The sequence below is a fragment of the Streptomyces sp. NPDC026589 genome, assembly GCF_040638385.1.
Taxonomy (GTDB): Bacteria; Actinomycetota; Actinomycetes; order Streptomycetales; family Streptomycetaceae; genus Streptomyces.
Window position 1 is genome coordinate 38,034 of the sequence record NZ_JBEZYG010000024.1, and the last position, 17,538, is coordinate 55,571.

21 protein-coding genes and 1 pseudogene are annotated in these 17,538 nt (G+C 71.8%); 12 read left to right on the forward strand and 10 right to left on the reverse strand.

Annotated features, from left to right (window positions below):
- The first annotated feature begins 106 nt into the window (after positions 1 to 106).
- Both AB0F29_RS32220 and AB0F29_RS32225 read left to right on the forward strand, forming a co-directional pair.
- Positions 107 to 991 carry an NAD(P)-binding domain-containing protein gene (locus AB0F29_RS32220; protein WP_361879589.1) on the forward strand — a complete coding sequence of 295 codons (885 nt, stop codon included), beginning with the start codon at positions 107 to 109 and terminating at the stop codon, positions 989 to 991.
- Complete coding sequence (locus AB0F29_RS32225; RefSeq protein ID WP_361879592.1) at positions 988 to 1,656, forward strand: maleylpyruvate isomerase N-terminal domain-containing protein; 669 nt, start codon at positions 988 to 990, stop codon at positions 1,654 to 1,656. The genes AB0F29_RS32220 and AB0F29_RS32225 overlap by 4 nt, the downstream gene beginning before the upstream one ends.
- Before the next feature lie 19 nt (positions 1,657 to 1,675).
- Here the strand turns inward: AB0F29_RS32225 and AB0F29_RS32230 are convergent, their stop codons facing one another.
- Complete coding sequence (locus AB0F29_RS32230; protein WP_361879595.1) at positions 1,676 to 2,239, reverse strand: TetR family transcriptional regulator; 564 nt, start codon at positions 2,237 to 2,239, stop codon at positions 1,676 to 1,678.
- Between the two features lie 74 nt (positions 2,240 to 2,313).
- Between AB0F29_RS32230 and AB0F29_RS32235 the strand changes: the two genes are divergently transcribed.
- A complete protein-coding gene (locus AB0F29_RS32235) occupies positions 2,314 to 2,712 on the forward strand; it encodes a hypothetical protein (RefSeq protein ID WP_361879598.1) in 399 nt (132 codons plus the stop codon).
- Positions 2,713 to 2,746: 34 nt separating this feature from the next.
- Here AB0F29_RS32235 and AB0F29_RS32240 read toward each other — a convergent pair whose 3' ends face one another.
- The 4 genes and pseudogenes from AB0F29_RS32240 to AB0F29_RS32255 form a co-directional block, all read right to left on the reverse strand.
- A complete protein-coding gene (locus tag AB0F29_RS32240) occupies positions 2,747 to 3,346 on the reverse strand; it encodes a hypothetical protein (RefSeq protein ID WP_361879600.1) in 600 nt (199 codons plus the stop codon).
- 134 nt (positions 3,347 to 3,480) lie between these two features.
- Positions 3,481 to 3,606 (reverse strand): annotated as a pseudogene (locus AB0F29_RS32245) (DUF397 domain-containing protein); the annotation flags it as partial.
- Between the two features lie 186 nt (positions 3,607 to 3,792).
- Positions 3,793 to 4,644, reverse strand: a complete 852-nt coding sequence (locus AB0F29_RS32250) for a helix-turn-helix transcriptional regulator (protein ID WP_361879603.1) — start codon at positions 4,642 to 4,644, stop codon at positions 3,793 to 3,795.
- A 12-nt stretch (positions 4,645 to 4,656) separates the two neighbouring features.
- A complete protein-coding gene (locus AB0F29_RS32255; protein WP_361879606.1) occupies positions 4,657 to 5,403 on the reverse strand; it encodes a DUF6879 family protein in 747 nt (248 codons plus the stop codon).
- 170 nt (positions 5,404 to 5,573) lie between these two features.
- On the opposite strand from AB0F29_RS32255, the gene AB0F29_RS32260 reads away from it, so the two are divergent.
- From AB0F29_RS32260 to AB0F29_RS32270, 3 genes are all read left to right on the forward strand, one after another.
- Positions 5,574 to 5,777, forward strand: a complete 204-nt coding sequence (locus tag AB0F29_RS32260) for a hypothetical protein (RefSeq protein WP_361879608.1) — start codon at positions 5,574 to 5,576, stop codon at positions 5,775 to 5,777.
- Positions 5,774 to 6,019, forward strand: a complete 246-nt coding sequence (locus AB0F29_RS32265) for a hypothetical protein (protein ID WP_361879611.1) — start codon at positions 5,774 to 5,776, stop codon at positions 6,017 to 6,019. Before AB0F29_RS32260 ends, AB0F29_RS32265 begins: the two co-directional genes overlap by 4 nt.
- A 307-nt stretch (positions 6,020 to 6,326) precedes the next feature.
- The gene (locus AB0F29_RS32270) at positions 6,327 to 6,551 is read left to right on the forward strand and encodes a hypothetical protein (protein ID WP_361879614.1); all 225 of its coding nucleotides are present in this window, start codon (positions 6,327 to 6,329) and stop codon (positions 6,549 to 6,551) included.
- A 122-nt stretch (positions 6,552 to 6,673) separates the two neighbouring features.
- On the opposite strand, the gene AB0F29_RS32275 is transcribed toward AB0F29_RS32270, so the two are convergent.
- The 3 genes from AB0F29_RS32275 to AB0F29_RS32285 all read right to left on the reverse strand — a co-directional run bounded on the left by AB0F29_RS32275 (position 6,674) and on the right by AB0F29_RS32285 (position 8,407).
- A complete protein-coding gene (locus tag AB0F29_RS32275) occupies positions 6,674 to 7,222 on the reverse strand; it encodes a GNAT family N-acetyltransferase (protein ID WP_361879617.1) in 549 nt (182 codons plus the stop codon).
- A 160-nt stretch (positions 7,223 to 7,382) separates the two neighbouring features.
- The gene (locus AB0F29_RS32280) at positions 7,383 to 7,583 is read right to left on the reverse strand and encodes a DUF397 domain-containing protein (RefSeq protein ID WP_361879620.1); all 201 of its coding nucleotides are present in this window, start codon (positions 7,581 to 7,583) and stop codon (positions 7,383 to 7,385) included.
- A complete protein-coding gene (locus AB0F29_RS32285; protein WP_361879623.1) occupies positions 7,580 to 8,407 on the reverse strand; it encodes a helix-turn-helix transcriptional regulator in 828 nt (275 codons plus the stop codon). The genes AB0F29_RS32280 and AB0F29_RS32285 overlap by 4 nt, the downstream gene beginning before the upstream one ends.
- A 149-nt stretch (positions 8,408 to 8,556) precedes the next feature.
- Here AB0F29_RS32285 and AB0F29_RS32290 point away from each other — a divergent pair, with 149 nt between their 5' ends.
- The gene (locus tag AB0F29_RS32290; RefSeq protein ID WP_361879626.1) at positions 8,557 to 8,853 is read left to right on the forward strand and encodes a sulfatase; all 297 of its coding nucleotides are present in this window, start codon (positions 8,557 to 8,559) and stop codon (positions 8,851 to 8,853) included.
- Between the two features lie 21 nt (positions 8,854 to 8,874).
- Here the strand turns inward: AB0F29_RS32290 and AB0F29_RS32295 are convergent, their stop codons facing one another.
- The gene (locus tag AB0F29_RS32295) at positions 8,875 to 10,026 is read right to left on the reverse strand and encodes a helix-turn-helix transcriptional regulator (protein WP_361879629.1); all 1,152 of its coding nucleotides are present in this window, start codon (positions 10,024 to 10,026) and stop codon (positions 8,875 to 8,877) included.
- Between the two features lie 125 nt (positions 10,027 to 10,151).
- Between AB0F29_RS32295 and AB0F29_RS32300 the strand changes: the two genes are divergently transcribed.
- Both AB0F29_RS32300 and AB0F29_RS32305 read left to right on the forward strand, forming a co-directional pair.
- A complete protein-coding gene (locus AB0F29_RS32300) occupies positions 10,152 to 11,570 on the forward strand; it encodes an FAD-binding oxidoreductase (protein WP_361879632.1) in 1,419 nt (472 codons plus the stop codon).
- Positions 11,571 to 11,601: 31 nt separating this feature from the next.
- Positions 11,602 to 12,978, forward strand: coding sequence for an MFS transporter (locus AB0F29_RS32305; protein ID WP_361879635.1), 1,377 nt, complete (start codon positions 11,602 to 11,604; stop codon positions 12,976 to 12,978).
- Between the two features lie 25 nt (positions 12,979 to 13,003).
- Here the strand turns inward: AB0F29_RS32305 and AB0F29_RS32310 are convergent, their stop codons facing one another.
- Positions 13,004 to 13,378: a MerR family transcriptional regulator gene (locus tag AB0F29_RS32310; RefSeq protein ID WP_361879638.1), complete on the reverse strand. Its 375-nt coding sequence runs from the start codon at positions 13,376 to 13,378 to the stop codon at positions 13,004 to 13,006.
- Between the two features lie 59 nt (positions 13,379 to 13,437).
- On the opposite strand from AB0F29_RS32310, the gene AB0F29_RS32315 reads away from it, so the two are divergent.
- From AB0F29_RS32315 to AB0F29_RS32325, 3 genes are all read left to right on the forward strand, one after another.
- Positions 13,438 to 14,235, forward strand: coding sequence for an SDR family oxidoreductase (locus tag AB0F29_RS32315; RefSeq protein ID WP_361879641.1), 798 nt, complete (start codon positions 13,438 to 13,440; stop codon positions 14,233 to 14,235).
- Positions 14,236 to 14,463: 228 nt separating this feature from the next.
- A complete protein-coding gene (locus AB0F29_RS32320) occupies positions 14,464 to 16,875 on the forward strand; it encodes a tetratricopeptide repeat protein (RefSeq protein WP_361879644.1) in 2,412 nt (803 codons plus the stop codon).
- Between the two features lie 9 nt (positions 16,876 to 16,884).
- Positions 16,885 to 17,502 carry a hypothetical protein gene (locus AB0F29_RS32325; protein ID WP_361879647.1) on the forward strand — a complete coding sequence of 206 codons (618 nt, stop codon included), beginning with the start codon at positions 16,885 to 16,887 and terminating at the stop codon, positions 17,500 to 17,502.
- Positions 17,503 to 17,538 lie beyond the last annotated feature (36 nt).

Genomic DNA, 17,538 nt, shown 5'->3' on the forward strand with positions numbered 1-17,538 from the left:
CCGCCGTCACTGCTGTCACTTCTCCCGCCCTTCTCCTGCTGCGAGCGTGGTGCGTACGTGATCAACCGGCCCAGGCGTGGGCAGACGGACAGGGAGTTGTCGGAGCATGGGTACCGAGCGTTCGGCCGTGACGGTCATCGGGCTGGGGCAGATGGGATCGGCACTGGCCGCCACCCTGTTGGAGCGGGGGCACCCGACCACGGTGTGGAACCGCTCGGCGCACAAGGCGCGGGCGTTGGCCGAGCGAGGCGCCCGACTCGCCGCGACGCCCGAGGAGGCCGTCTCGGCGAGCCCGCTGATCATCGTGTGCGTACTGGACTACGACGCGCTGCACGCCACCCTCGACCCCATCGCGGGCGACCTGGCGGGCAAATCCCTGGTCAACCTCACCTCGGGGTCGCCCGAGCAGGCCCAGGAAGTCGCCGAGTGGGCCCGCTCGCACTCCGCCGACTACCTCGACGGCGCGATCATGACCACTCCGCCGGGGGTCGGCAGCCCCGAGATGATGTTCCTCTACAGCGGGTCGCGCACCGTCCTCGAAACCCACCGCCCGACCCTGGCGGCCCTGGGCGATCCTCTGCACCTGGGTACTGAGCCGGGTCTGGCCTCCCTCTACGACGCCGCGCTCCTCGGCCTGATGTGGTCCACCATGACCGGCTGGCTGCACGGCACCGCCCTGGTCGGCGCGGAGAAGATCGAGGCCACGGCCTTCACCCCGGTCGCGATCCGTTGGCTGAGCGCCGTGACCGGGTTCCTCACCACCTACGCCGCCCAGGTCGACGCCGGCCGCTACCCGGGTGACGACGCCACCGTCGACGTACAGATCGCGACCATCGATCACCTCCTGCACGCCGCGGCGGCCCGGGGTCTCGACAACGCCCTGCCCGAACTCCTCAAGGTCACCATGGAGCGCGCCCGGGACGCGGGCCACGGCTCCGACAGCTACGCGAGCGTCATCGAGGTCCTGAGGAAGAGGACGGGCGGCGCATGACGATGACCCGAACGGCCGTCACACCTCCTGCTCCGGCCCCGGCGGAGTCTCCGGACCCGATCGAGCCTCCGGACCCGATGGCTCGTGCTCCGCGCTGGGCGGACCTGCTCGCGACCGCCACCGACGACAGCCTGGCCGCCCTGGGGGAGGCGGCCGGGCGGGACTGGTCGCGCCCCGCCCACGGCCTCGACTGGACGTGCCGCCAGACCCTGGACCATCTCGCCCTCGGCCTGACCGGTTACGCGGGCCTGCTCATCGCCCGTCCCACCGACCGCTACATCACGCTCTTCGCCTCCCTCGACCCCGAGGCCCCCCTCGCCGACTGCCTGGACGGCCTCCGCATCGCGTCGGCCCTCGCCGGCTCCACCATCCGCGACACGGCGCCGGACGTACGGGCCTGGCACCCCTGGGGTCACTCCGACGCCATCGGCTTCGCCGCCATGGCGATGACCGAACTGACCCTCCACACCTACGACATCACCCGCGCCCTGGGCATCCCCTGGTCCCCGCCCGACCCCACCAGCGCCGCCGTGCTGGCCCGCCTCTTCCCCACCGCGCCCTCGGGACACCTTTCGTCCGACACGCTGCTGTGGTGCACGGGCCGGGCCGCGCTCCCCGGGCTGCCCCGGCGCGCGGAGTGGCAGTGGGACGGCACCGTGCGCTGACAGCGGGCCGTGGGTGAGGTCATGGGCGCGGGCGGCGCTCCTCGTCGTGGCGGGGGAGGCCACGCAGCAGCGTGCCGAGGTAGAGGGCGAACGGCGGCTCGGCCGGGGCGTCGCCCGCTGCTGCCAGCCACCGGACCACGGCGAGGCCGAACAGGGCCCAGTTCTGCTCGGCCTGCCGGGTGTCCGCGCCGCCCGCGCGGAACGCGGCGACGGCCTTGCCGCGCAGCCGCTCGAAGGACGCGAGGTGGTGGCGGTGCGGGCGGGCCACATGTACGGCGTATCCGGGTACCGCCAGGAACTCGTCGTGCATCGCCCACGCCAGCCGCTCCAGCCAGTCGAGCCAGGTCCCGGCCTCGGGCTCGTCCTCGGGGAGCACCCGGCCGACCATGACCTCACTGACGAGATCCAGCACGCCGTCGCGATCGGGCACCCACCGGTACAGCGACGAGTGCGAGACCCCGAGCCTCGTCGCGAGCTCCCGCATGGTGAGCGTCTCCACGTCCCCTTGCAGGGCGGCTTCGGCGATCCGCTCCCGGCTCAGCCGCGGCGGCCGACCGGGCCCGTTCTTTCCGGTGCTGTTCATCGGGGCAAGCGTACGCAGTGGGGGATGGGGGCCAATTAGTGACCATTGGTCGCTAATGCTGGTAGCGTCGGCTGATGGACATTCACGGAACAGCACCGGAGCCACGGGAGATCGACACCTCGGGGCTGCCCATGGACCAGGCGCAAGCGCTCGTCCTCGACGAACTGCGTGCCCTCACGGAGCGTGCCGAGCCGTTCGCGGCGATCCTCCTGATGCCCGCACCGCCGGACGGGCGCACTCCCGTGACGTCGCCGTCCGGTAGGTCCACCGCCGACCGCGTCCGCACGCTGAAGCTGATCCGGCCCGGCCTCGCGGCGCACTGCCGGGGCCTCGCCTTCGTGGCGCCGGCGGACATCCCGGCGGAGCGCGCGGCATCGATGCACAGCGGCGAGCAGCTGTGGGGCTGCCCGACGATGGCCACGCAGGACGTGACGGCCGCCCGCGCCTGGGCCGGGGCGCGGGTCGGGGGCTGACGAGGACGGCTCGGACCCGGAGTGGCCTGGGGGCTCAGCCCAGGGTGGTTTGGAAGTAGGACGTTTCCCGGTAGCCGGCGTCCGGAGGGCTGACCTCGACCGTGACCGGGGTGCCCTTCCGGGCCGGCTTCAAGCGAATCGGGACGGTGCGCTCGTCGCCCTCGGGGACGGGCGGGACGAGGGCGGCGGCGGACTTCTCCGAGTTCAGCCGGGTCAGGCTGTAGACGCTGGCGTCGTCGTCGTCGGATTCGCCGGCCCGGACGACGAGGAGCGGGGGAAGCGAGTCGCCGTTGAGGCGCAGTTCCTCGTCCGTGCCGTTCTTGAAGGTCACGGTGAGGCTGTAGGTGCCGTCGCCATGGGGCTCGGGGCGGTTGATGGTGACCCACAGGCCGTCCTCGTACCGGGCCGTCATGCCAGGGCCGAGCGGTTGGGACACGCTGCCCGAGAGGCCGGGCTGCTCCATCTGACCGTCGCCGTCGAGGCTCTTCTCGAAATCCGCGACGGCAGCCGCTCCCAGCATGATCAGCACGAAGAAGACGATCACCGCGATCGAGCAGCCGTAGAACCCCCGCGAGCTGCCGACGGGTGAGGAGTCCGTGGCTGACGTGTCTGCTGCGGTCGCTTCCGTGTCCATGCGCGCCACGCTAGGCAGCGGCCGGGACGGGATCATGAGCGCCGGTACTCAAGGGGCGGCTGAGTAGGCGCGAGGACCCGCGCCCCAACCCGGGAGGGCTGGGGCGCGGGCCCTGCGGTGTACGGCGGCGAGGGTCAGCGCTCGGCCGCGAACTCCACGAAGGCCGCCCAGGCGGGGGCGGCGATGAGCAGTGCGGGGCCGGCGGGGGCCTTGCTGTCACGTACGGGGACGAGGCCGGGGTAGCCGTCGGCCACCTCCATGCGGTGAGGAATCTCGATACGGGAAGTGACGGCCGGCGAGGACCGGATATCTCAACATGACGCCCGGCCGTCCGCGGCTCGGGCTTGCGGCGACGGCATACCCAGTGGCGGGCTTCCGTGTGGTCTCCCTCAAGCACAGCTCCACCGAGCCCAAAGTGCTTTGACTGTGACGCGCCCACAACGCCATCAACGCGGGTTCAGCGCGCACCTGGCCGAGTTGATGACGTTGTGGGCGTCGGCTCCGTACACGGCCGACTCGCGGAGGGTGCGCCAGACCTTCGAGTACAGGGCGACGTTGTCGGCGTCGTCCAACCACATCTCGGCGTGCCAGTCCTCGGCCACCACCAGGCGGTCATCAAGGACCCAGAACCCGTTGGCGGGTACGATCTTGACGGAGGCCGTGAACGGGATGACACCCATCTCCACCGTGTCCATGCCGATCATTCCGGTGAGGCGGTCCAGCTGGGCGACCAGAACCGAGGGCGGGCAGATCAGCGAGCGCAACGCGGCCTCCCACATCAGCACGTGCAGCTTGCGACCGGGCCGGTACAGCCACTCTTGCCGCTGCGCCCTGGAGCGCACGGCGGCTTCAATGTCGCTGGCTCCGCCCAGCAGCTCCGAATAGCGTTGGATGACGTGGCGGGCGTACTCCGGGGTCTGCAACAGGCCCGGGATCACCGACTCTTCCCAGATCCACATCTGTGAGGTGCGGTCGACCTCTGTACTCAAGCCCTCGTGCAACGGCTTGAAGCCGTTCGCCAGCGCCCTGCGCCATGACCTGATGTGGGACTCGAACCCGGCCAGCCGGGCGGCAAGCTCGGTGTATGCGCCCGGCTGCTCGGTCGCGTCGGCCCACGCCTTCAGGTCCTCGGGCGTGGCCGTCTGCCGGCCGTTCTCCAGTTTGCTGACCTTGGAGCCCTGCCAGCCGATCCGCTGGGCGAGCTGCTGACCGGTGAGCCGACCACCAGGGCACGAGAACCGCAGTTCGCGCAGTCGCGCGCCCAGCGCTGCCCGTGCCTGCTGGTAGTCGGTGCTCACCGGTCACGCCCGCTATTCGGTCGCGGCCACCTGCGCCGCGAACTGGTTGTACGGGGCAGCGTGGTGCATGGCCGCGTCGCGGACGATGGCGTATCGAACGACCTCGGCCGGCTCCGTGATCAGCTCGATGTCGAGCATGTTGTCCTGGTCATCGAAGTTCAGCAGGGCGACGATGCGTGAGTCGAAGATCCAGAAGTCTTCGGCGGGCAGGTCGGCCGCATCCTCGCGCCACAGGTAGCGCATGTCCTCGCCGACCGCCGCGTTGTGCCGGGCGTAGTCGAGCAGGAACCGCTGCTCGGTAGTCATCGGGCGGTCGGCGAGGCGGACACGACCTACGCGCTTGCCTGCCTCCGTCTGGGCCTTGATGTTGACGAACCAGGGCTCGTCGGGGTCGCAGGGCGAGGACCCAGTGGCCAGGAACTCTTGGAAGTCGGGGTCCTCCCGGTCAGAGGCGTAACCGCGCCTCGTCTCCAGTCGCCATGCTGTGTGCTTGAAGGTCTCGAAGAGACGCCGGAAGGTGGCCCGGTCGACGAGCTCCGGCACCCGCTCCATCTCCTTCGGTGCCCAGTTCACGAGCAGTTCGCGCGACACGACCACCGCCGCATCATCCGGCCCGAAGTGCTGGAGCTGCGCGAGGTCTCCGGGGTCGGTCACGGGCGCACCTTGCACGATGACCTCGCCGGTGCCCTCGTCCGTGTGCAGGGCGGGGCAACCGTCGACCTTGCTGTCTGTTCCGGTGAATCGCAACTGACGAGCCATGGACGCTCTCCCTTCCAGGGGTGTTGATCAGCAGCATGGCCGGAGCCTCAGCCCGGTACTACGGGGTCAAGCAGGGCCTATGAGCAAACAGCAGCAATACTCGTGCCCGTCGAGCAAATGCGAGAAAACAGCGTATCGCCAGCCAGCCGACCACTTCTAGCGTCCGGCTCATGGCAACTAAGGAACAGCAGGACGTCGACCCCTTCGTGGCGACGGAATCCCTTCGGGCAGCGCTGGCCGAAGTCGGGATCGTGCTCCCGTCCCTGCGGGTGGACCTCGCATCCCCCGAGCTACGGCTCGTTGAACTGGGGCGGGTGCGCGCCGATGTGGCAGCCCGCCTCGCCGAAGCACTTCAGCGAGGGGGCCGCGAGTGACCCAGGATGGGCAGCCGGCAACGACCCTCAACCACGGGAAGCTGCCATGGCCGCGCGAGACGCTCGTGATGGACACGGTCTCGGAACGCACGGGCCTGCTGGTGGGTGTGATTGAGGAGCGCTGCAAGTCGAACGGCAAGCTGCACAAGCGTCAGGCATTCATGCGACCCCCGGGCGGTGGCCAGGAGTGGGACGTGCCCCTGGATCGCATCAAGCCGGTGACCGAGGCCTACAAGGCTTAGCTACTCCCCCGGGCTGTAACGTCCCGCACGAGGTCCTCCCATCCGAGGTCGGCGGCCACCCGCAGCGCGTCCTTGGCCACCACCGTGGCACGTTCGTTCGACGCACTTGGTGGCCGCCGACCCCGGCTTGAATGATCAGCGTTTTGAGCTTGGCGTCGCGCCCCGCCGCGAACCTGTTCTGGATCGTCGCGACACACCCGGTGACCTTGACCTGCCATACCTTGTCGCCGCTGACGTCCTCGACACGGCGCCGGACGTACGGGCCCGGCATCCCTGGGGTCACTCCGAACCCATCGGCTTCGCCGCCATGGCGATCACCGAACTGACCCTCCACACCTACGACATCACCCGCGCCCTCGGTGTCCCCTGGTCCCCGCCCGACGCCACGGCCACCACCGTCCTGGCCCGCCTCTTCCCCGGCGCGCCTACCGGGCACCGCCCGTCCGGCACGCTGCTGTGGTGCACGGGCCGCGCCACGCTCCCCGGGGTGCCCCGGCGTGTGGAGTGGCAGTGGGACGGCACCGTGCGCTGACATGTGCCGACCTGCGCATGCGTGCGCGGCAGCCGGTGCAGCGCGGCGATGCCCTCGGCCTCGAACAGGCCGGTGGCCGAGAGTCCGCCGGGCGTGTTCAGCCGAGCAGCGAGCCCGGGTCTTCAGCCACGGGCAGTTGACAGCCGTACGGTGCTGAACAGCGTGGTCCCGTGAACCGCGTCCACTTCCTTCCGCCCGGTCTCGGTGAACCCGACCTTGGCCAGCACGCGGCGAGAAGCGGTGTTCCAGTCCCAGACCGTGGCCCACAGGCGCTCGTGCCCGGACGCTCTCGCCCATTCCAGAACCGCAGACGAGGCCTCGGTCGCATATCCCTGACGCCATACCCGGCGCAGCAGCTCGAAGGCCAATTCCGGTTCCCCTGCAGACCCTCGCCCGGTGTCTACGAGCCCGCAGTAGCCGATGACATCACGAGAGGCCTTCCGCTCGATCGCCAGCAAGCCGATCGACCACAGCTCGTTGGTGCGGATCGAATTCTCAAGCTCCGCGACCGTGGGGTGCCCGTCCGCGTCGATTCGGCGATGCGGCGGCACTCGTGGATCACGTTCGGTCCACAGCTCACGCTGGACGACAGCCTCAGCGACCCGCCAAGGTCTGAGCAACAGGCGACTTGTCTCCAGTACAACCTCGCTGCCCGGCGCGCCAACGGTCATGTCATAAACCATCTCACGGGCGAACGCGCCGTCGTGCTACGTGGCGCATGGTCCTGCCGACCGTGGACACTCTCTCGCAGAGGGCGGTTGAGTAGGCGCGAGGGCCCGTGCCTCTGCCCCTGAGGGCTGGGGCACGGGCCCTGCGGCGTACGGCGGCGGGTCAGCGCTCGGCCGCGAACTCCACGAAGGCCGCCCACGCGGGAGCGGCGACGAGGAGTACGGGGCCGGTGGGGGCCTTGCTGTCGCGTACGGGGATCAGGCCGGGATAGCCGTCGGCCACCTCGATGCAGTTGTTCAAGCCCCCGTCGCTGAAGCTCGACTTGCGCCAGATCGCGATGGAGAGGTCGGGCGTGCGCTTCATGATCCTCGGAACTCCTTCAGGACGCCCCTGATGAAAGCAGTGGACTCGGGCGGGGGCAGCGACCGATCCCGTGCTCGATCGTAGGACAGTCGGGCGCGCGTGACATCCGCCGGATCCTCCCTCAACTCGGAGCATTGATTGCCTTCCGTGTAGGCAACGGCGCTGCCGTCCTCCTGCCACATGAGCGTCAGGGAACCGTTCATCAGGTGATGCGCCCCGGCTGTGAACGGCAGCACCTGAAGGGCGACCGTGGGCAGTTCCGCGATCTCGATCAGGTGCTCCAACTGGGCTTCCCACACCTTCGCGTCACCTACCGGGCGGCGCAACCCGTATTCGTCCATGATGATGCGGACGGTCGGGGCCGGGGTGCGGTGGAGCAACTGCTGACGGCCCAGGCGTGCTATGACCTGCTCCTCGACGGATTCCGCCTCGCTCCCCGTTTCCTGGTCGCCGGACAACAGCGCACGTGCCACATCCTCGGTCTGGAGCAGCCCCGGGATTCCCGGAGTGAACAGGTGGATGATGCACGCCGTGAGCTCCAGCCTCACGACCTCCTTGTACTTGTCCTTGAAGACCTCCCGCCGCGCCACCTTCCACAGCTCGACCAGCAGCCCGCCCGTGTCGTAGAACCGGTCCAGGTCCTCCATCACTGCCAGTTTCGAGAGCCGTTTGCCCGCCTCAAGGCGTGACAGGTAGCTCTTGTCGTACCGGCTCTTCTCGGCGAGCTGGCCGAGCGACAGCCCCGCCTTCTGCCGTAAGTACCGCAGGGCGCTCCCCAGTGCCGCGCGCCCCGACTCCGCTTCCGCTTCCGCGACTTCGGTCATCCCTGACTCCCCGAGCCCCTCGCCGTTGTCCTGTTCACAGGCAATCGCGTGCCTCTGTCGAGCGTAGGGCGATGGCCGTGACGATGGGGACACGAACAGTGATCGCCACTCGTCAGGGTCACACTCATCCCCACACGCTGAGGAACGACATGAACGACACCTCGCAGCTCCGCCTCCTCCCCTGGAGGTCCGCCGAAGGCAAGCCCTGCTACCTGAGCACCGGCAATCCGAACAGCAGGCTCTCCCGGCTCGCCGACGACATGGAGGAGGAGCAGATCGAGTGCGGCAACGTCGTACTGGAAGGGGCGCAGGAGGTGCTGGCGGACCGGGCGGCCGGCGAGGTCGCCGTACGGTTCGCGCTGACGCAGGCCGTCCTGTCCCTGCGGGATGTGCTGCTCGTCGCGCACAGCCGGGGGCAGCGGCTGCCGGACGCCGGTGACCGATGACAGACGCGGGGCCGTCCGTCGTCAGTCGGTACGGACCCGGGTCATGCTCTTCTCGGCCAGGGGCGCGTAGTGCTCGGTGAACAGCTTGCCCACCAGTTCGCCGCGGCTGGAGACCCCGGCCTTCTCGAAGACCGCCTTGATGTGGTCCCGGACGGTGTGCGGGGAGAGGTGCAGCTGTGCGGCGATCTCGCCGGTCGGGAGGCCGCGGGCGATGTACTGGGTGACCTCGGCCTCCCGGTCGGTGAGCTCGTACGCGTCCACGATCAGGGGCACGATCTCCGAGGTCTTCGCTGGCTCGATCACCACGGCGGAGGCACCTGGTACGCCGTCCGCCTCCCGCAGGCGGGAGGCGTGGCAGACCAGCCAGCGGCCGGCCCGGTTCCGTACCCGTACCCGGGCGCGGGTCTGTCCGCGGTCCCGTTCCTCGGCCACGGCGCGGGCCTTCATCGCGGTCGCCTGGATGAAGGACGGCACCTGGACGCCCTGGGGCGAGGGAACGGTGGGGCCCTCGGGGAGCGTGTCGAGGTAGGCGAGGGCGTCGTCGTTGAACGACAGCAGAGTGCCGGTCGCGTCGAAGAGGAGGAGCCCGGGGCCGTGCGGGCCGTCCGGCTGCGGCTGCGGGTCGGGCTCGGCGAACGAGCGCAGCTGCTTGGCGAGCGGAGTGATGACGGAGGCGATCAGCTGGGTCTCGGCGTCGTCGAAGGCCGGACGTCCCTCAGCCCGGAACAGGCTGATGTGGCCCTGGGGATGGCCCCCCACGCGCAGGACCGCTCGTAATTCGTCGTGGAATCCCCGTGGGCGCATGAAGGTCTCGTAGAGCGTGCTGCGCGCGGGCAGGTCACCGGTCGTCTGCCGGAGCCCGGCGACCGGCACGGGGGCCCGCGCCAGGTCGCGGAAGAGGTTGACGTTCTCGGTGAAGAGCTCGGACTCCCAGTAGACGGCGCAGCCGCCCCCGTCCAGGTTCTCCGCGCGGATCGGTGCGGTCATCATGCCGGTCACCGGGTCGGTGACGCGCCATACCGCCGCGTCGTACGGCATGAGCCGGCGCAGGTGGGCCGAGGCCTCCGCGAACAGGCTGAGCGCGTCGGTTGCCTTGGCGGTCCGGGAAAGCAGTTCCGCCCGGCCGACCGAGGTACGGGAGGCCGAGGTGCGGGAGATCGTCGAACCGGTCATCCCATGAATGTGCCAGTTCTGCCGGACCCTTCCAACCCCTCAAGCAGGGGATGGAAGGGGCCCTCCCGGCCGAGAACACTCCTCCTCATCCGCCGACGCTCGGCGCGACGAGGAAGGACGTGATCGTGGTCGGACTACCCGAACTACCCGAACTGCCCGAACGACCCGGATTACCCGAACTGCCCGGACGTTCGGGAATCGCCGTGAGCTCCCTGGACGGGCTCGTCGCCCGGCTCAAGGGTGAGGTCTTCACCCCCGAGGACGCGGGGTACGCACGGGAACTCGCGGGCTTCAACCGCATCGCGCGGCACCGGCCCGACGTGGTTGTCGTCGCCCTGTCGGCCGAGGACGTGTCCGCCGCAGTGTCCTTCGCCGCCCGGGAGGGGCTCCCCGTCGCCGTCCAGGCGACCGGCCACGGCATCGCGGCGCCCGCGTCCGGCGGGGTCCTCATCGCCACCCGCCGGATGAACGCGGTCGCCGTCGACCCCCTCACCCGTACGGCCTACGTGGAGGCCGGGTCCCAGTGGCATCAGGTGATCTCCGCCGCCGCACCGCACGGGCTCGCCCCTCTCAACGGGTCGTCCCCGCTGGTCGGCGTCGTGGGATACACGCTGGGCGGTGGACTCGGGCCGCTGGGGCGGCAGTTCGGGTTCGCCGCCGACCACGTGACCCGCATCGAGGTCGTCACCGCCGACGGACGCGTCCGGCAGGTCACCCGCGACCGGCACCCGGACCTGTTCTGGGCGCTGCGCGGCGGCAAGGGGAACTTCGGCATCGTCACCGGGCTGTGGTTCGGCCTGATGCCGGTGCGTCGGCTCTACGGCGGCGGGATCTACTTCCCCGGTGAGCAGGCGGCACAGGTCCTGCACGCCTGGCGGCAGTGGACCGCGACCGTGCCCGAGGCGATGACCTCCTCCATGGCGCTGCTGCGGCTGCCGGACGTGCCGGACGTGCCGGAGTCCCTCCGGGGGACGTTCGCCGCGCATGTGCGGATCGCCTTCACCGGCCCCTCCGGGGAGGGGGAGCGGCTCGTCCGTCCGCTGCGCGCGTGCGGTACGCCGTTGGCGGCCTCGGTCGCCGAGATGCCGTACGCGGCGGTGGCCGGCATCCATCAGGATCCGACGCATCCGCTGCCGTACCACGAACGCAACATCATCTTGCGGGAGTTGGGACGCGATGCCGCCGAGGCGCTGCTACGGGTGGCCGGGGCCGGCTCGTCGTGCGGCGACCTGATGGTGGAGGTGCGTCACCTCGGCGGCGCGCTCTCCCGGTCGGCCGAGGTGCCCAACGCGGTGGGCGTCCGCGAGGGCGCGTACACGCTGTCCACTCTCTCTCCGCCCGGCTCGCCGGACGTGGTTCTGGGGCCGATGGGGCCGTGGAGCACGGGCCGCCGCTATCTGAACTTCCTCGCGGGGGCGGACACGGCCGACTCGGTGGCGGAGTGCTTCGACCCGGAGAGCCTCAGCCGACTGGCCCGGGTGAAGGCCGCGGTCGACCCCGGCAACCTCTTCCGGCTCAACCACAACATCGTGCCCCGCCCGTGAACGAGTCGGCCGTCATCCTTTGGAGTCCACCATGACCACGCACGAGGCCGCGTCGTCCGCGGCGACCGGCACCTCCTCCTCCTCCTCGGGGGCACGCCCGGACGGGCTGCGTTACGGGGCGTTGTTCGGCCCGGTCGTCTTCGGTGTCACCGCCGCCGGGGTCGCCCTGCCCGACGTGGCGTCCTCCCTGAACACCTCCTCCACCGCCACCGCCTGGGTACTGACCGCCCACGCGCTCGCCCTCGGCGTCGGCACCGCGCTCTTCGGCCGCCTCGCCGACACCCGTGGCGTGCGCGCCGCCCTGTTGCTCGGCTCACTGGCCCTCGCGGTCGGCGCCGTCATCTGCCTCGTCGCGACCGACCTCGGCGCCCTGGTGGCCGGGCGCTTCGTCCAGGCCGCCGGCTCCGGTGCCATGGCGGCCTGTGCCATGGCGCTCACCGCCTCGGTGCCGCCGGACCGGCGGCCCCGGGTCTTCGCCGCATTCGGGGCGACGATGGCGGTCTTCTCCGCCGGCGCCACCTTGGCGGGCGGTGTCTTCACCGAGTGGGTGACCTGGCGCGTCGCCCTGGTCCTGCCCGCGCTCTCCCTGCTCATCGTTCCGCTGTGCCTGGCCGGGGCGCCGGCGCGCAAGAACTCCGGCCGCTCGATGGACCTGCCGGGCGCCGCTCTGCTGACGCTCGCCGCCATGTCGTTCCTCGTGCTGATCCAATCCTCCGCGCTCGCGCTGAGGACCCCGCTGGTGATCGCCACCGCCGTCCTACTGGTCCTGTCGGCCGCCGGGCTGACCTGGCGTACGCGCGGCAGCGAGACCTCCTTCGTGCCGCGCGCGCTCGTCACCGACCGCGTCTTCCTGAAGGCCGCCGTCATCGGCATCGGCGTGTACGGCGGCCTGTTCGCCGCGATGTACGCCGTACCGCAGCTCCTCGTCCGCGACCACGGCTGGAGCGTCCTGTCCGCCGGCGTCTGGCTGCTGCCCGGCGCGGTCGTCGGCGCGGTGCTCTCCAGGCTGGCCGGCCGGCTCACCGCGGGCGACCACGGCAACCGGCTCCTCGCCGCGGTCTCGCTCGCCTTCGCCGCGGCCCTCGCCGGCGCGCTGACCGGCTCCGGCGTGCTGCTGCTGATCCTCGGCGCCTCGCTCGGCTTCTCCGCGTTCTCCGTCACCCAGGTCTTCACCACCGCGCTGATGTCGGGACACATCGAACCGGCCCGGCGCGGCGGTGCGATGGGGCTGCTCAACCTCACGTTCTTCGTCGGCGGCGGCGTCGGCAGCGCCACCGCGGGCGCGCTGGCGAAGTCGATGTCGCTCTCCACGGCGCTCGGCGTGGTGGCGTTCTTCCCGCTGGTCGCCGCGGTGGTCGCCTTCGCCCCGGCCGGGCGCACGGGCTCCCGGCCGTCCGGGCACGGGTGACTCGGTCGGTGACCCAGGCGGTGACTCAGGCGCGTCGGCCGCCGGTGATCGCCTCGCCCGCGTGGATGATCGAGCCGAGCATGGTGTGGGCGGCCTGGAGCTGTTCGATGGAACGGCCCATGCGCTCGCGTTCATGCTTGAGGTCCTGGGCCATCTCCTCGCAGGTCGGAGCCAGGATGGCGCCCTCCTCGGCCATGCAGGGCAGCACTTCCCGGATCAGGTCGGTGTTCAGCCCGGCCGCGAGCAGGATCCGGATCCGGCGTACGGCGGCGACGTCGGGCTCGCTGAACTCGCGGTAGCCGCTGGTCCGTCGCCGCGGTCGCAGCAACCCCTGCTGCTCGTAGTACCGCAGGCTCCTGGTGCTGATACCGGTGCGCTTCGACAGCTCGCCGATGAACATGTGACTCCCGGCACAGAAGATTGACTCTGACGTCAATGTCAAGGTCTAGCTTCACCGGCATGACAACGAACCGCAAGACCCAGCACCGTCCCACCATCGACCCGCAGGCCCTGGCCGGCCGGAAGGCGGTCGTCACCGGCGGCACCATCGGCATGGGCCGCGCCATCGTCCGGGCGCTGACCGACCGCGGCGCCGAAGTGATGTACACCGGGCGCAGCGACCGGCGGCTCGCCGAGGCGCAGGCGGCGCTCGGCACCCCGCTGGCGCACCCGGTGCGCTCCGACGTCACCGACACCGGGGCCATCGACGCCCTCCGCGACCAGGTCGCCGACCGCCTCGGAAACATCGACCTTCTGTTCGTGAATCAGGGCATCGCCGAGTTCCAGACGCTCGAAGAGGTCACGGAGGAGTCGTGGGACCGCATCTTCGACGTGAACGCCAAGGGGGCCTTCTTCACCGTCCAGCGGCTGGCGCCGCTGATGGCCGAGGGCGGTTCGATCGTGTGCACCACCGTCTCCAACGACCAGATATTCCCCGGCCTCAGCGCCTACTCCGCGGCGAAGGAAGCCGTCGCCGCCTTCTCGAAGGTGCTCGCCGCCGAGCTGCTCCCCCGGGGGATCCGCGTCAACGCGATCGCCCCCGGCTTCATCCTCACCCCCACCATGGGCGTCGCCGGACTGACCGAGGAGCAGCGCGCCGAGTTCGTCGAACAGGGCAACGCCTCCACGCCGATGGGCCGGGGCGGCACCGTCGAAGAGGTCGCCGCCGCCGCGTTGTACCTGGCGGTCGAGGCCACCTTCACCACCGGAGTGGAACTGACCGTGGACGGCGGGTTCGGCCAGGGCCTCGGCGTCTGACGGACCCGGGCCGACAGGTGCCGGGGTCACGGGCGGCAGGCCGGGGCCACCCGGTTCCCGATCGCCCGGCCCCCGGCTCCTGGACCGCCGGCTCCTGGCTGCCCGGCTCCCGGCCCGGTGGCCCCCGGCTCGCCCGGCTCCCGGCCCCCCGGCCCGCCCGGCCCCCGGCCCGCCCGGCCCCCGGCCCGCCCGGCCCCCGGACGGCCGGGCCGCTGACAGACTGGCCCCATGCCTCCGCCCAGCCCCCGCCGCCTCTCCCTCCAGCAGATCGTCGAAGGGCAGCGCCGCGCCGCCTTCGTCGGACGGCAGGCCGAACTCGGCCTGTACCGAGCCAACTTCGCGCTGCCGCCCGAGGACCCCCGGCACCGGTTCGTCTTCCATGTGCGGGGCAACGCCGGGGTCGGCAAGACCTCGCTCGTACGGGAATGGCGGGAGGTGGCAGGGGAGTTCGGGGCACTCGCGGCATCGGTCGACGAGAGCGCCGACTCCGTGCCCGACGTACTCGCCGACTTCGCCACGCAGTTCGCCGAGCAGGGATACCCGCTCAAGGCGCTGGACCGGCTGCTCGCCACCTACCGCCGTGCGCGCCACGACGCGGCCGGCCGGCTCGCCGCGGACAACGGGACGCCGGACGGGGCCCCTTCCCCCGGGGCGCTCGCCGCCGCGCAGGCCGGGCTGATCGCGGCCGGGGCGATACCCGTCGTCGGGGCGCTCGCCGGGGGCATCGACCCGGCGGTCGTGGCGCGGGGCGCGGGCGGGCTGCGGGCGGTCTTCGGGGGCCGGGCCCGGCAGCAGGAGGAGGCGCTGCTGCTCGCGGAACCGGTACGGGTCCTCACCCCGGTCTTCGTCGCCGAGCTGGACCGGGTCGCGGACACCGTGCCCTGGATCGCCCTCTTCCTGGACACCTACGAGCGCACCGCACCCCAGTTGGACCGGTGGCTGGCGGACCTGCTGACCCCCGGCCGGTACGGCGACCTGCCCGCCAACCTCGTCCTCACCCTGGCCGGCCAGCGCCGCCTCGACCCCGTGCACTGGGGCGACCGGAACAGGCTGGTCGCCGACGTACCGCTCGGCCCGTTCACGGAGGCCGAGTCGCGCCAACTCCTGCACGGGCGCGGGGTGGTGACGGAGTCCGTCGTACGGGAGGTGCTGCGGCTCTCCGGCGGGCTGCCCGTCCTGGTCTCCACGCTCGCCGCCAACCCCGGGGCCGCCGGAGAGGCGAACGCCACCGCCGTCGAACGTTTCCTGGCGGGGGAGAGCGACCCGGCCCGCCGGGCGGCGGCGCTCGCCTGCGCGCTGCCGCGCCGGTTCGACGAGGACCTGGTCGCCGTCGCCGTGGCCGCACCGCGGAACGGGGCGCACGCCGTGCCCGATCTCTACGACTGGCTGCACGAGCTGCCGTTCGTCGCCGAGCGGCACTCCGGCCACTCCCGGTACCACGCCGTCGTCCGGGCCCCGATGCTCCGCCTCCAGCGCACCGGGTCGCCGCGACGGTGGAAGGCGGCGCACGACCGGCTGGCCGACGCCTTCGTCGCCCGGCGGGACGCGGCGGCCGAGGGCATCGACCCGGAGCGCCTCTGGGCCGAGCAACCCTGGCGCCGGGCGGCCCTGGACGTGCTCTACCACCGGCTCTGCGCCCGCCCCCGCACCGCGCTGCCCGAGGCCCTGCGCGCCGGGATCGAGCTGTGCGGGCAGGCCCCCTCCCGCGCCCGCCACTGGGCCCGGACCCTCGCGGAGGCGGGCGAGGACGCCGACAGTGCCGCACTGCGCGACTGGGGCCGGGACCTGCTGGCCGCCATAACGGACCACGGGCCCCGGCCCACCGCAGCCCTCGGCCTCCTGCTGACCCGGGCCGAGCTGACCGACACGGACCGGGCCGCCGCCCTCGTGGTGCGCGCCTGGCACCGCTTCCGCGTCGGGGAGCTCGACGCCGCGCTGTCCGACCACGGGCGGGCGATCGCCGTGGACCCGCGCAGCGAACGCGCCCACCAGGGCCGGGCGGTGATCCTGCGCTCGCTCGGCCGCTACGAGGAGGCCCTCGCCGATCTGGACCGGGCCGAGGAGATCGCGCCCTCCTGGGCCTGGGCGGTGCGCGAGCGGGGGGAGACCTACCGGCGGATGGGCCGCCTGGAGGAGGCCCTGACCGTCCTGGACCGGGCGCACGCCCTCGACCCGTCCGACGCCGTGCCGCTGGGCAGCCGGGGCCTGGTCCGCCATGCGCTGGGCCGGCACGAGGAGGCGCTCGACGACTTCGACCGGGCGCTCGCGCTGTGGCCGGAGTACGCCTGGGCGCTGGTGAGGCGGGCCCGGGTCCGTACCGTCCTGGGCGACCCGGTGGGCGCCCTCGCCGACCTGGACCGGGCCGAGGAGCTGTCCCCCGGCCGGGCCGGAACGGAGGGGGAGCGGGGCGAGGTGTACCGGGCGACGGGCCGGCCCGAGGAGGCCGTCGCCTGCTACGGCCGGGCCCTGGCCCTGGACCCCGACTACGCCTGGGCGCACGGCAGCAGGGCCCTCGCGCTGGAGGCCCTCGGCCGGACCCCGGAGGCGCTCGCGGACCTCGACCGGGCGCTGGAGCTGGACCCGGAGTACGCGTGGGCGCGGGCCCAGCGGGAGCGGCTGGGGGCGGTGGCCGGGTCGTAGGGTCGGGGGATGCGCGATGTGCGGGTGGTGCTGATCGGCGGGACCTCGAACACCGGGAAGTCGACGGTCGCCGAGGCGGTGGCGGAGCGGCTCGGTTTCGAGCACCGCTCCACGGACGGCCTGGCCCGGCACCCGGGACGGCCCTGGCGGACCCCGGAGCACGAGGTGCCGCCGCATGTCGCCGAGCATTACGGCACGTTGACCACCGACGAGCTCCTCGCCTCCGTCCTCGAACACTACGAACGGCTCCGTCCGCGTATCGAGGAGCTGATCACCGACCGTGCGCGGCCCGGGTCTCCCGGCCTGGTCCTGGAGGGCTCGGCGCTCTGGCCCGCGTGGGTCGCCCGGCTGACGGTTCCCCGTACGGCCGCCGTATGGCTCACCGCCGATGACACGGTCGTACGCGACCGGGTGCGGGCGGCGGGGCGCTACGAGGAGGCGACGGACGCGGAACGGCACCTCATGGACCGGTTCCTGGCCCGTACCGTCCGCTATCAGGCGCGGATGCTGGACGCCGTGGAGGCGCTGGGGCTGTCCCGGATCGACAGCGGCGACGGCCGGAAGGCAGCGCAACTGGCCGACGCCGTGCTCACCGCCGCGACGGCCCAGGCACGCCCCGGCCGCTGACCTCCGCACCGGGTCAAAAACGACCTGCGGGACGTC